The organism is Mycobacterium heckeshornense (genome assembly GCF_016592155.1).
GTDB lineage: Bacteria > Actinomycetota > Actinomycetes > Mycobacteriales > Mycobacteriaceae > Mycobacterium > Mycobacterium heckeshornense.
Genome location: NZ_AP024237.1, coordinates 177,053 through 191,020, shown reverse-complemented (window position 1 = coordinate 191,020; position 13,968 = coordinate 177,053). Strand labels below are relative to the sequence as shown.

Sequence of the window (13,968 nt, the reverse complement as noted above, 5' to 3'; positions counted from 1 at the left end):
CCATCGGCGAACGCCGCCACGACCCTCCCGACGCCAGCATCGGGCCTGGCCCGCGTAACCCCACAGACCGTGTCCGACCATCGAACCAACGCTTCGATGCGAAATCTAGGAGCACTTCTTTATAGGAAGGTGAAATAGGGCGCACCGCAAAGTAGTCGACACCGGCGCGATTCGCAACCCCGTTAACCTCACCGAAGCGGCATCGTTCTCGAAAGCCAGCGACCGCGCTGCTTGCAAGATCCCGCCGCACGCAGGTGTTTTTGTTGCCTGGCGCGGGGCGTCGGAAGGCAGGTTACGCCACCGCCGAGGATAACGAACGCGATGTGATTTGGAGGTCAGACGAAAACACCAGCGTACCTTAACGCATAGGGTATGCGTTACGATCACAGATCACTTTGGGCAAGGAATCGATACGAAGCCCACCAACATGGTTTACTCATCAAGATCGGGTTCGCCGCCCGGGGCGCCGTTCGCTTGAGGTGACCGTCGCAGGTCTATAGCGCGACGTCCACCGCATTCGAGCAGTCGCTCTGGCGTGTCGGGGTCCGATCCATAGTTGCATAAACGAGCGGCTGAGAACATGGTGCCAGTTCTAGAAACGGGTGGGAGGGTGCGGTGGTCGAGCAAGGTGTGCGCGGCGTTGCAGGAGCCTCATCCGATGTCGCCACTGCAGGTCAGCAAGAAATCAATCCGTGGTCTCGTTCCGCTTTTCCGGAAACTGCTCACCAAAGTCCACATGCACCCACTGCATCAGGTGGCTTTCGAAAGGGTCATCGAAATCGGGGGTTTACCATTTCCAAGGTTTTGAGGCGACTGTGGATTCCGCTGGTCATACTGGTCGTCGTCGCTAGTGGCGGATTCACCGTGGCACGTCTTCACCGTGTATTCGGCTCTGAGAAACGTCCCTCGTATGCCGACACTAAAATCAACGACACAAAACCCTATAACCCTAAGCGCCTAAGGTACGAGATTTTCGGACCGCCAGGAACCGTCGCCACTATCAGCTATTTCGACGTCAATGCCGACCCGCAGCGAGTCGTCGGGGCGCGTCTGCCCTGGTCGGTGGAATTCGCGACCACCGAGGCAACAGCCATGGGAAGTATCGTGGCGCAGGGCGACAGCAACAGCATCGGCTGCCGCATCTTGGTGGACGGTGATGTAAAAGCCGAACGAATAACGTACGAAGTAAACGCGTTCACCTTCTGCCTACTGAAAGCAGCATGAGTCACGAGCACATGGGCACCGCATACACCACGCCACCATTCGTAGCGCGGGCGATCCGTCGACTCTCGATACCCCTCATTCTTTTATGGTTGGTGATCAGCTTCGTCCTGAGCACGGCCGTTCCGTCGTTGGAGAACGTCGAGAAAGAGCGTTCAGTATCGATCAATCCCAACGATGCGCCGGCGTTCAAGTCGGCGAGGCGCATGGTTCAGGATTTCAAGGAATCTACTTCCGAGAGCGTGGCGATGGTCGTCTTGGAGGGGCAGCAACGCCTCGGCGACGATGCGCATAGATACTACGACAGTTTGATTCGTAAATTTGAAGACGACCCGAAGCATGTACGGCATATCCAGAACTTCTGGGGAGATCCGCTGACAGCGGCCGCTGCGGAAAGCACCGACGGCAAGGGCGTATATGTTCAATTGGATCTCGCCGGAACTATGGGACAGGCCTTTGGGAACGAATCGGCCCAAGCGGTCCGCGACATCGTGGACCACACGCCGCCGCCACCGGGAGTCAAGGCGTATGTCACCGGCCCAGCAGCAATCGCTGCGGACATGGGCGAAAGCGGCGACAGAACGGTCAAAAGAATCACAGCGGTAAGCCTGACAGTGATCTGCACTGTGCTGTTCCTCGTCTACCGTTCGATCATCACCGTAATTCTTTTGCTGCTGATGGTCGGCATAGAATTCCAGGTCGCTCGAGGAGCCGTCGCCTTCCTTGGTCACCACGGGATTATTGGCCTTACTACCTTTGCAGTGAATCTGCTGGGGTCCCTCGCGATTGCGGCCGGAACGGACTATGGGATATTTTTCCTAGGGCGCTACCAAGAGGCGCGCCAGGCCGGCGAGAATCGGGAAGCGGCTTTCTACACCACATACCGCAGCGTCGCCAAAGTTGTCTTGGCTTCCGGCCTGACAATTGCCGGAGCCCTTTATTGCCTGAGCTTTACTCGGCTGCCCGCGTTCCAAGTAGTTGGTATCCCTTGTGCTGTGGGCATGCTCGTTGCGGTCGCGGTGGCGCTCACACTGGTTCCGGCAGTTATGGTCGTCGGCAGTCGCTTTGGGTTATTCGACCCCAAGCGCAGGATCGGCGTGCGTCGCTGGCGCCGAATCGGCACGTCGATCGTCCGCTGGCCGGGGCCAATCCTTGCCGCTGCCTTAGCATTCGCTCTAATCGGCCTACTAGCACTGCCGGGTTATAAGCCCAGCTACAACGACCAGAATTACATCCCGAAAGATATTCCCGCCAATCTCGGGTATGCGGCCGCGGCACGACACTTCCCACAATCGCGGATGATGACGCCTGAGCTCTTGCTGATCGAGGCCGACCGCGATATGCGTAATCCGGCCGATTTTCTGATATTGAACAAACTAGCGAAGAGCGTCTTCGCCGTCCCCGGCATTTCCAGAGTGCAGGCGATAACCCGACCTACAGGCGAGCCGATCGCACATACTTCGATACCGTTTATACTGAGCATGACGCAGGCGAGTCAGGTACAGAACTTGGAATTTCAGAAGCAGCGCATGAACGACCTGCTCAAGCAGGCGGACGATTTAGCGAAAACCATCAGCATAATGCAGCGCATGTATGCCTTGATGCAGCAGCTCACAAATACGACCCACCATATGGTCAGCGAAACACACGACGTGCAAGCCATCACGGAAGAATTGCGGGATCACATTTCCGCTTTCGAGGATTTCTGGCGGCCGATCCGCAGCTACTTCTACTGGGAAAAACACTGCTATGACATTCCGATTTGCTGGTCGCTGAGATCTATATTCGACACACTCGACGGCGTTGACGAGATCAGCGACAAGCTGCAAGACCTTGTCAAAGACCTCGACCAGCTGGATGTGCTCATGCCGCAGTTGCTCGCTCAGTTCCCGCCGATGATCGCAACCATGCAGAGCACCCGGACCATGATGCTGACCATGCACAGCACGATGTCGGGGATCTTCGGTCAGATGGAGGACTCGAGCGATAACGCGACAGCGATGGGGAAGGCATTCGATGCCGCGAAAAACGACGACTCCTTCTACCTGCCTCCGGACGTCTTCAAGAATAAGGATTTCAAACGAGTCGAGAAAGTGTTCTTGTCGCCGGATGGGAAAGCCACCCGGATGCTCATCACGCAAAGGGGAGACCCCGCGACGCCTGAAGGTGTCTCGCGGGTCGAGGCGATAAAGACCGCGGCCGAGGAGGCGCTGAAGGGCACTCCACTGGAAAACGCTAAGATCTACTTAACCGGCACCGCAGCGATGATCAAAGACATCGTGGACGGGTCCAAATACGATCTCTTGATCGCTGCAGTCGCTGCGCTCTCCTTGATTTTCATTATCATGCTGATTATCACGCGCAGTTTCATTGCTGCGCTGGTTATCGTGGGAACGGTAGCGCTGTCGCTCGGAGCATCTTTCGGTTTGTCTGTGCTCGTCTGGCATTACCTACTCGACATACAAATGCACTGGGTGGTGCTGGCAATGTCGGTGATCGTCCTTTTGGCGGTCGGGTCTGACTACAATTTGCTGCTCGTATCCCGGATGAAGGAGGAAATAGGCGCCGGAATAAACACGGGCATCATCCGCGCAATGGGCGGCACCGGTAAGGTCGTGACGAACGCGGGCTTGGTCTTCGCCTTCACGATGATGTCGATGGCTGTCAGCGACTTGGTCATCATTGCCCAAATTGGGACCACTATCGGCCTCGGGCTGTTGTTTGACACCTTGGTCGTGCGCGCGTTCATGACACCGTCGGTCGCCGCGTTGCTGGGACGCTGGTTCTGGTGGCCGCAGCAAGTGCGCCCACGCCCCGCCAGTGCCCTGCTCCGGCCATCAGGACCTCGTCCCGCAGTGCGCTCGCTGTTGCTCGGGCAAGGAACCGGATATGGCGCATTTCCGGGCGAGGATGCAAGTGCTGCTGGGGACGGGAACGGCCGGCGTCGCGTCTATCTTGGGGATCGCGGTCATGATGCGACTTGAGCAGTCATGAGGTGGCCGACCGTCCATGGCAACCTTCAGCTATTCCGACAGCACCGCCAACCTGCGGCGTGTTGATCGAGCGTTTTTGCTGTGGTGGATGAAGATCAGGGCAACCCCGCTGGCGACGGTGGAAGCGATCGTGGCGCCGGGGGCCGCATGAGCGCCAAACGCAGTCAGCCCTCCGTGATAGCATGCACAATCCGCCGGTTTTCGCTGTTGGTCATCCTGGCCTGGATTGCACTAACTCTGATTCTGACCTTCGCCGTTCCTCCCCTGGAGCGGGTCGGGCAACAGCACTCGGTTTCGATGAGTCCCAAAGATGCGTCGTCGGTGCAGGCCATGGTGCGCATGGGCAAGGACTTCAAAGAATCTGACTCGGACAGCTTCACGATGATCGTGCTGGAGGGTCAGCAGCCGCTCGGAGAGGATGCTCACGAGTATTACGCCCAACTAGTTCGGGAGTTGCGAGCCGACCCGAAGCATGTGGAACACGTGCAGGATTTATGGGGGGATCGCCTCACAGCCGCAGGCGCGGAGAGCTCCGACGGCAAGGCCGCGTATGTGCAATTGAACCTGGCCGGCAACCAGGGGACGACCTTGGGGGACGAATCCGTGGCGGCGGTCCGGGATATCGTCCGGCGGACGCAGCCGCCTCCCGGGGTCACGGCGTATGTCACTGGCGCGGCCCCGTTGGTTGTCGATATGCAGCAAAGCGGCAACAAATCCATCCTGAAGATCACCGCGGTTACGGTCGCAATGATCTTCATGATGCTGCTATTTGTGTATCGCTCGATTATCACTGTGGTCCTGCTGCTGATTATGGTTGGGGTCGAATTAGCGGTGGCCCGGGGAACCGTTGCGTTTCTGGGCCACAACAATATTCTCGTACTATCGACGTTCGCCATTAACCTGCTGGTATCCCTTGGGATCGCGGCCGGAACTGACTACGGGATATTCTTTTTCGGTCGATATCAGGAAGCGCGTCAGGCCGGTGAGGACCCCGAAACCGCCTACTACACCACGTACCGTGGGGTCGCTCCCGTTGTATTGGCCTCCGGCTTGACGATTGCCGGGGCGATTTTCTGCTTGAGCTTTACCCGGATGCCCTACTTCCAGACCATGGGTGTCCCCTGCGCAGTGGGCATGATCGTTGCGGTCGCGGTTGCGCTCACCCTGGTTCCAGCGGTTATTGCCGTCGGCAGTCGCTTCGGGTTATTCGACCCCAAGCGCATGATCAGGGTTCGTCGCTGGCGCCGGGTCGGCACGGCGATTGTGCGCTGGCCAGCCCCCATTCTGGCAGCCTCCTGCGTGATCGCGCTGATCGGACTACTGACGCTGCCGGGTTATAAGACGAGCTACAACGATCGCCTCTATATTCCCCAGGACATTCCGGCCAATTTGGGATTCGCGGCTGCCGACCGACATTTCCCTCAGGCGCGAACGATGCCAGAAATTCTAATGATCGAATCCGATCACGATATGCGCAATCCGTCAGATTTTCTGGTGTTAAATAAGCTCGCCAAAGGAGTCTTCCACGTTCCAGGAATTTCTCGGGTACAGGGTATCACCCGCCCTGAGGGTACGCCAATCGGTCATACATCTATACCCTTCCTGCTTAGCTTGCAAACCGCAACCATGCTTCAGGATATGAAGTATATGAAGGAGCGTGTAAACGACATACTCAAGCAGGCCGACGATATGACGAAAATGATCGGCATAATGCAGCACCAGTATAGCCTCGTGCAGCAGATCAACGCCACGACCCATCACACTTTCGGCATCACAAAGGAAATCACTGCCATTACCGATGAATTGCGTGACCATGTCGCGGATTTCGAGGATTTCTGGCGACCGATACGCAGCTATTTCTACTGGGAGAAGCACTGCTACGACATTCCCATCTGCTGGTCGCTGCGCGCGGTGTTCGATGCAGTCGACACGATTGACGAGATGACCGATAAAATGCACGACCTCGTCAAAGACCTCGATCAGATAGACGTGCTGATGCCCCAGATGCTCGCCCAGTTTCCACCGCTGATCGCGACAATGCAGAGCATGCGGACCATGATGCTGACCATGCATAGCACTATGTCGGGCATCTTCGGCGAGATGGACGAAATGGCCGAAAACGCGATGGCAATGGGACAGGCGTACGATGCAGCCAAAAACGACGATTCATTCTACCTGCCTCCGGAAGTTTTTCAGAACAAGGACTTCCAGCGTGCGATGGACTCCTTCCTGTCCCCAGACGGAAAAGCAGCTCGATTCATCATTTCTCAGAGGGGCCAACCCGCGACGGCCGAGGGAATTAAACGGATCAGCCAAGTGAGGACGGCGGCGGAGGAGGCGCTCAAGGGGACACCTCTGGCGAACGCCAAGATCTATATTGCGGGTACCGCGGCAACCTATAAAGACTGGGGAGAGGGCTCCAGATTCGATCTTTTGATCGCCGGGGTTGGTTCGCTCTGCCTTATCTTAATCATCATGCTCCTCATCACGCGAAGTTTTATCGCCGCACTAATTATCGTGGGTACGGTGGCGATTTCGTTGGGTGCATCGTTTGGGTTGTCCGTCCTGGTCTGGCAATATATTCTGGGCATCAAATTGCACTGGATGGTGCTCCCAATGTCGGTGATCATCCTTTTAGCGGTGGGTTCGGATTACAACCTGCTGCTGGTGTCACGGATGAAAGAGGAAATAGCCGCGGGCATTAGTACAGGTATCATCCGCGCAATGGGCGGTACCGGCAAGGTCGTCACCAACGCGGGTCTAGTATTCGCATTCACGATGATGTCCATGGCGGTCAGCGACTTGCGCATCATCGCGCAAGTCGGTACCACTATCGGTCTGGGGCTATTGTTCGACACTTTGGTCGTGCGCTCGTTCATGACACCATCCCTAGCCGCGTTGCTGGGGCGTTGGTTCTGGTGGCCACAAGCAGTGCGTCCGCGCCCGGCCAGTCAAATGCTTCGGCCGTACGGACCGCGTCCATTGGTCCGGTCATTGCTGCTACGGGAGGAGCAGGACGACGACCCGGTTACAGCCCCGCTGCCCAGATCAAGAGTCTGAATTGCACTGAGGCTTATCGGGTTGCGCGTGGAGCTACGGCGAACCCGGTCGCATCGGCCCTCGTCGGCCGCGCAAGAACCTTCATCATCACCGTAGCTAGCACAACATTACCGGGTCTTCGCAATGAAGCTTGGTAGCGGTCGGGTGACACGGTTGTCTGCCTGACCCTGGGGATGGGCCTGGGGCCTCATGATTCGTGGTGTTAGTGAACACGAATGGAAAGGCCCCAGGTGAATAACAACAGTAGTGCGATGGTGATGCTTGGACTGGAAGGCATGGCCGTGCTGGCGGTGTCCGAGCACGATGGTGAACTGGAGTACGCGATTGAGACAACCGCGGCGATCGGCTGGTGTCCGGTATGCGGGGCGATCGCGCGGTTGCATGATCGCCGCCCGACGTGGGTGCGTGATTTGCCGGCCGGGTGGACCATCCCGGGTTTCGTGCACACCTTCTTTTGACAACCGTGTGGTGGCCCGGGCCCGCGCCACCACACGGTTGCGTACCGCGATCGGTGCGGCGATCGGCGATGCCGGGCGGGCGGTGGCCGAGGTCGCGGCCGCCCACGGGGTACCCTGGCCGACCGCGCACCGCGCGTTCGTCGCGCACGCCGAGGAACGGCTATGCGAACCCGCGCCGGTGGCAGTGCTCGGTATCGACGAGACCCGCCGCGGCAAACCCCGCTGGGAGCAGTGCGCCACGACAGGGCGGTGGGTGCGGGTTGACCCGTGGGACACCGGATTCGTCGATTTAGCCGGAGATCAGGGCTTGTTGGGGCAGCGCGAGGGCCGCACCGGTGCTGCGGTGATCGACTGGCTGGCCGAGCGCAGCCAGGAGTTCCGCGAGGCCGTTCAGTTCGTGGCGATCGACCCGGCCGCGGTCTACGCCACGGCGATCCGCACACCGGGGTTGCTGCCCAATGCCACCCTGCTGGTCGATCACTTCCACCTGGTGAAACTCGGCAACGATGCGTTGACCAAGGTGCGCCGCCGGGTGACCTGGGATCTGCGGGATCGCCGCGGCGGCAAACTCGACCCGGAATGGGCCCACCGCCGGCGCCTGCTGACCGCGTGGGAACGCTTGTCGGACAAGAATTTCGCCACGATGTGGAACGCGATCGTGGCCGAAGACGACACCGGCCAGATCCTGTCGGCGTGGATCGCCAAGGAAGAACTGCGCACCCTGCTGTCCACCGTGCACGCCGGCGGCGATGCGCACCTGACCCGGCATCGGCTGCACCGCTTCCTGGCCTGGTGCATCGACTCGCAGATCCCTGAGCTGCTCACCCTGGCCGCCACCGTCGACACCTGGTGGCCCGAGATCAACGCCTTCATCGCCACCGGTATCACCAACGCCCGCACCGAGGGCTACAACCGGCTCGTCAAACAGGTCAAACGCGCCGCGTGCGGATTCCGGAATCAAGACAATTCGGCACGCCGGATACGATTTCACTGCACCCGCAAACAGCGGGCCGCAACCCAGACGTCATGCTGATTGTGAATCGCCCTGGGTTTTGTGCACACCGGTTTACTTTGCGCCGGTCGGCTGACCGCTGTGGTGTGCATGGTAGTCGGCCTCGTATTCGATGGGTGGTTTCAGTCCGAGTCGGTGCATGAGCCGGCTGGTGTGTAGGGGTCGGACCGCAGCGCCCTGCCGGTCTTTCGACGCGGTGGGTTTCTGCGGCCCGCCCTCCGAACCGGACGTGCATGTCTCCACGCATCCGGCTCTCCACTTGTTCATGCCGCTGGTGCGGTGTCGGTGTCGGGTGGCCAATTCGCCCATGGTGCAGGGATCTTCGAGCCCCGGTATCGGTAGCGGAGGACCGTCACCGATCGTGGCCGGAACAGCTCGACACGTCGGTCGCTGATCTGCCAGTCAGGCCAGAAGCGACGGCGTAGCGTTCCCCAGGTCAGGCCGAGGTGTCGTTTACGCAGCCAATACGCAACCCGCATGAATGCGAAGTGGTCGACGTAGCAGAAGGTGCGTTTAGACACTCCGTGCTTGAAATAGTTGCACCAGCCCCGTAGCACGGGGTTGACCTGCCGGAGCAGGTCGGCGAGTGTGTGATGTTTGTTGCGGCGCGTCAGTTTCCGGATCTTGCCGGTGATCGAGGCCAGCGATTTCTTCGATGGCCAGGTGTAGACGAACCGCTTGCTGCTGCCCGGTTTGGTTCGCCGCTGGATGCGGAAGCCCAAGAACTCGAAGCCCTCGTCGATGTGGCAGACCCTGGTTTTCTCGACCGACAAGCGCAGGCTCATCGGTGCGAGTACCGCTTCGACCTCATCCCATAGTGCTTCGGCATGAGCGCGTGTGCCGTTGATCAGCACCACGAAATCGTCTGCATAGCGGACGATCCGATAGGTGGCGCCTCCGGCGCGCCGATGCTTGGTGCGCTTCCAGTTCGTATCGAGCGCTTCCCACTGACGCATGAAGTGCTCGTCGAGAACCGACAGGGCGATATTGGCCAGCAGCGGTGAGAGGATCCCGCCCTGGGGAGTGCCGGTCGGCGTATCCCGATGTACCGCATCCTCGGAGAGGATCCCGGCTTTCAGGAACGCCTTGATCAGCGTGAGCACCCGCTTGTCACCGACCCGCATCCGCACCCGATCCATCAGTGCACAATGCGAGATCTCATCGAAGCAGGCCGTGATGTCTGCTTCAAAGACCCACTCGTACCCCTTGTTACCCGAGGTGTAGTGGTGGATCTCGGCGATCGCATCCTGTGCCCGCCGTCTCGGCCGAAACCCATACGAGCACGGCTTGAAATCCGCCTCGTAGATGGGTTCCAGCACCAGCTTCAGCGCTGCCTGCACGATCCTGTCGGCGGTGGTCGGGATTCCCAGGCGTCGCATCTTGCCGTTCGCCTTGGGGATCAACTTCTCCCGCACCGCAACCGGTGTGAACCGGCGTTCTTTCAGGTCGCCTTGCAGTTCTGCAAGGAGTTGCACCGCTCGGTCATCGATGGAGGACGGTGTCACTCCATCGATCCCGGCCGTGCGTGCTCCCTTGTTGCCCCGCACCCTGTTCCACGCCACGACGAGGAACGCTGGGTCATAAACGAGGTTGAACAGATCATCAAACCGGCGGCCCGGATCGGCCACCGCCCAACGATGCAGTTTCCGCTGCATCATGCGTACCCGCAGCCACGCCTCATCGACGTCGGGCCACGGCGCGCCGGTATTCACCAGCGACCTTCGCGCAATGCTCGGCAACCGCGAACAAGCTGGACCCCTTCGCCATGTGACCGGCTTTCCCGGACTCGGACTACTACGGATCCTCCGCCCCCACACGACGGCATCGGCCGGCGACGGACCTTCCCGCCGAAACGCTGGATGCGCTCCGGGAAGGGGACCACCGCGTGGGTTCCCACGTTCACTGTCAGATCGATCGACGGGCGAGGTGCCCAACTATGCTCCTGCGGCATCGCCACGGCTACGCCGCGGGCCTTCACCGTGACCTCCCGACCGGCGGTACAAACCGATCGCGGAGTTCCCCGCACCACACCGTGATACGAGTGTGCGCCGCTGCCCAGCCCAGATCCGCCAGATTCGAGCTGGTGGGAACAGACTTGAGGAGCGTTCAGACGCTGGTTTCTCACGTACACCGTCCCGTCTTGCTTGCCGGACCCGCGTCGTCTGGCAGTGCCGACGCGTCCCGTCGTTGTCAGGGCTGCTTTCCACCCTCATCGGCGTCCCCCGAATCAGGCTGCCCCCAGCTTCAACCCGCTGCCGCGACAGCGGACAGACGAAGGATTCTCACCTCCATTCGATCCCACAGCGCCTCGTGGCGCTCTGTACCAGTGGACCCAGTCGGCGGTGAGGTGCTCGACATCGTGCACCGAGCGCAGCGGCCCGGTTCGGAACGGTGAGTCTTTCCGGATCGCTTCGGTCTTATAGAGACCAATTATTGTCTCCGCCAACGCATTATCGTAGGCGTCTCCGACCGTTCCAATCGACGGCTTCATGCCGGCGAGCATGATCGTCTCCCCGCAGTGCACCGACGTGTACTGCGACCCGGCATCAGAGTGGTGAATCGTCGACCCCGCCAGCGGGTGGCCTTCACGGGCCCGCAGCGCTGCGGCCTGACGGATCGCCGATTCGACGAACCACGAGTGCTTGGTCGTTGAGCACGCCCAGCCGAGGATCCGCCCGGCGTAGGCATCGACGACGAACGCGGTGTAGACGAACACCCCGGTGACCAGGCGAACGTAGGTGAAATCGGCGACCAGAAGCCGGTTGGGGGCATCGACGGCGAAGGTGCGATCCACCAGGTCCGGTGCCCGCTGCGCGGCGAGATCGGCCACGGTAGTGCGGACCTTCTTGACCCGCCGCACCCCCTGCCAGCCGTTGGCCCGCATGAGACGCTCCACGGTGCATTTGGCCACCGGAATGCCCCGTCGTTGCAGGTGAGCCCACATCTTGGCCGCACCGTAGAGTGACTCGGGCTTGCGGCGACCATCAGCATCGGGGGTGTAGTAGCCGGCCAGGATCTCAGCGACCGTCATGTCCCACAAGACCCGTTTCGATGGTGGGCGAGCCTGCCAGGCGTAGAAGGTTCTCGGGGCGATCTTGCAGCCATGCTCGCTCAGCACGCGGCAGATCGGAGCGACCCCGAACCGAGCACGATGCTCGGCGATGAATTCACAAATCAACGGTGTCGCGGGTCGCTCTCCCGCGCGAAGAAACTTGTTGCCGCCTTCAGGATTTCGATAGTCTGCTCAAGCTCACGGTTCTTCTTACGCAGCTCGCGCAACTCCCGGCTCTCCGCCGTCGATACCCCAGCGGCCTGGCCGTCGTCGATCTCGGCCTGGCGCACCCACTTGCGCAGGGTCTCCGCGCTCATCCCCAACCGGGCCGAGATGGCCCGCATCGCCGCCCACTCGGTGTCGTACTCGTCGCGATGCTCCCGGACCAGCCGGACCGCCTTGGCCTTCATGTCCTGGTCGTACCTCGTTGCCATCGTGCCATCCTTCCCTCAAAAGAAGGTGTGCACGAAACCCGGGATGGTCCATTGCCCGGTCAAAATCGAAGAGCCCTCAACCCGTACTCCTGGCAACCCAAACAACAATGTCGTACCGTCAGACACGGCCCTCGGTCCCTTCTTCCGCCTGAAATCCGCAAACTTCAGACTTCAGAAGGCCGAGGGCCTCCCCATGCAACGACACGCCCTATGAGAGCGAAATCACAACTGCCCCTTTAAAATTGAAGAGCCGTTTTGGTAGCGGGGCATCCCGTTCCACCGATTTGATCTACGGGGTATCCACCGCCGGTCACGTTCTTTTATACACCCGCGCGGCGCGCGAAATTTTCCATAACATCGGCGGCCGCTGTAACGCTTTCGGCGGGTTTGCGCATCCGGGTGGCGATCTCGCGGGCGCGGTCCAAGTACTGCGGGGCGAGGATTGTACGCAAATCAGCGACCAGGGTTTCCCGGGTAGTGCACGAAAAGCGCCGCGCGGTACCGACCTTTAGCCGTTTGACCTGAGCTCCCCACAGCGTCTGATTGAGGTCGGTCGAAAGGATCAACGTGGGCACCCCGGCCCGCAGGCCGATCGCCGTGGTGCCCGCGCCGCCGTGGTGCACCACCGCCCGGCAGGCCGGAAAGATCCCGCTGTAATTCACCGCACGCACCACCTTGACATGGTCGGAATGGGAGACGTCGCTGAAGTCACTGCAACCGGAGCACACCAACGCCCACTCACCCAACTGCGCGCAGGCCGCGCTGATCATGGCGATCACGTCGGAAGCAGATTCGACTGGGATGCTGCCAAAGCCGAAGAAAATCGGAGGTGTTCCCGCCGCAATCCACGACGCAACCTCCTCATCGGCATCGGTAGGCAACTCCATCGTTAGCGCGCCAACAAAGGGGCGCTGGCCATTGAATTGCGCCCATTCAGCCGCCAGCCCTGGAAAACACACTTCGTCGTAGGCCTGGATTTCCAGCGCCCCCCGTTGTGCGATCCGCCGCGCCCAGGGACCTGTTGCCTTCGGCAGACCGAGTTGACGGCGCTGCGCGTCCTCCATCTTCTTCGTTCCGCGCCAAGACAACCACTCGAGCATGGTCATTGCACTGCGGCCCAGCGGGGCCGGCAGGGACGGAAGGAGTTGGCCATTGACTCGCAGCGGGAACCAGTGCAGCGTAGCCAACGGCATCTCGTAACACTCTGCGACATTGGCAGCGGAGTCCTCGTAATTCATGCCGGTGACCAGGACGTCGGCGCCCTGCGCGAGCGACGTCAGCGTCTTACTGACCTCTTCGCGGCACTGAGTGATAGGCTCCGAGATCTCGCGCCATAACCCGATCCAATCTCGGATCTTCCAAAACGCGCCGAAGAAGCACGTCCAAAAGTCGCGATACGCATAGAGGATAGCCTCCAACTCCGGGTCCGTAGGCAACCGCCGGAAGTCCATTTGACTCGGCAAAGCTAACCAGCTCAGGCGCAACAGCCATGCACACTTCATGCTGCCGGCAGAGCAGCTCACGGCCAACCGCGGCGAAGGGCTCGACTTCACCACGACTCCCCCAGCATGCCAACACAAATTTCACCGCGAAATCACAGCCTTCCACTTCCGAGGCGTACTTTGCGCAATGAAGGAGGACCTGAGCGTCCCCGACGTAGCCGGCTCGCAGTATAACCTGACTTGGGCCACTTTTGGAGGATCGGGGTGGTTGCGAGTCGCTGAGCTGGGGTTTTCGG

6 protein-coding genes and 2 pseudogenes are annotated in these 13,968 nt (G+C 60.2%); 5 read left to right on the top strand and 3 right to left on the bottom strand.

Translation table 11 applies throughout. From position 1 onward, the window contains the following. The first annotated feature begins 804 nt into the window (after positions 1-804). The 5 genes from MHEC_RS00755 (at position 805) to MHEC_RS00735 (ending at position 8,765) form a co-directional block, all read left to right on the top strand. On the top strand, positions 805-1,224 hold the full coding sequence (locus tag MHEC_RS00755) for an MmpS family transport accessory protein (RefSeq protein WP_048893635.1): 420 nt from the start codon (positions 805-807) through the stop codon (positions 1,222-1,224). A gap of 11 nt (positions 1,225-1,235) precedes the next feature. Continuing rightward, on the top strand, positions 1,236-4,205 hold the full coding sequence (locus tag MHEC_RS00750; protein ID WP_372507376.1) for an MMPL/RND family transporter: 2,970 nt from the start codon (positions 1,236-1,238) through the stop codon (positions 4,203-4,205). A gap of 25 nt (positions 4,206-4,230) precedes the next feature. Continuing rightward, positions 4,231-4,365, top strand: coding sequence for a hypothetical protein (locus MHEC_RS24620; protein ID WP_264016570.1), 135 nt, complete (start codon positions 4,231-4,233; stop codon positions 4,363-4,365). Further along, complete coding sequence (locus tag MHEC_RS00745; RefSeq protein WP_048893634.1) at positions 4,362-7,274, top strand: MMPL/RND family transporter; 2,913 nt, start codon at positions 4,362-4,364, stop codon at positions 7,272-7,274. Before MHEC_RS24620 ends, MHEC_RS00745 begins: the two co-directional genes overlap by 4 nt. Before the next feature lie 303 nt (positions 7,275-7,577). Further along, positions 7,578-8,765 carry an ISL3 family transposase gene (locus MHEC_RS00735; RefSeq protein WP_236591464.1) on the top strand — a complete coding sequence of 396 codons (1,188 nt, stop codon included), beginning with the start codon at positions 7,578-7,580 and terminating at the stop codon, positions 8,763-8,765. A 242-nt stretch (positions 8,766-9,007) separates the two neighbouring features. Here MHEC_RS00735 and ltrA read toward each other — a convergent pair whose 3' ends face one another. The 3 genes and pseudogenes from ltrA to MHEC_RS00720 form a co-directional block, all read right to left on the bottom strand. Next, positions 9,008-10,456 carry a group II intron reverse transcriptase/maturase gene (gene ltrA, locus MHEC_RS00730; protein WP_048893872.1) on the bottom strand — a complete coding sequence of 483 codons (1,449 nt, stop codon included), beginning with the start codon at positions 10,454-10,456 and terminating at the stop codon, positions 9,008-9,010. A 596-nt stretch (positions 10,457-11,052) separates the two neighbouring features. Continuing rightward, positions 11,053-12,230: pseudogene (locus tag MHEC_RS00725) on the bottom strand (IS3 family transposase); the annotation flags it as partial. 320 nt (positions 12,231-12,550) lie between these two features. After that, positions 12,551-13,817, bottom strand: a pseudogene (locus MHEC_RS00720) (glycosyltransferase). Between the last annotated feature and the right edge of the window lie 151 nt (positions 13,818-13,968).

Coding starts and splice junctions, on each gene's coding strand:
- MHEC_RS00735 (WP_236591464.1), top strand. CDS start 7,578: ATGGTGAACTGGAGTACGCGATTGAGACAACCGCGGCGATCGGCTGGT.
- MHEC_RS24620 (WP_264016570.1), top strand. CDS start 4,231: ATGGCAACCTTCAGCTATTCCGACAGCACCGCCAACCTGCGGCGTGTT.
- MHEC_RS00750 (WP_372507376.1), top strand. CDS start 1,236: ATGGGCACCGCATACACCACGCCACCATTCGTAGCGCGGGCGATCCGT.
- MHEC_RS00745 (WP_048893634.1), top strand. CDS start 4,362: ATGAGCGCCAAACGCAGTCAGCCCTCCGTGATAGCATGCACAATCCGC.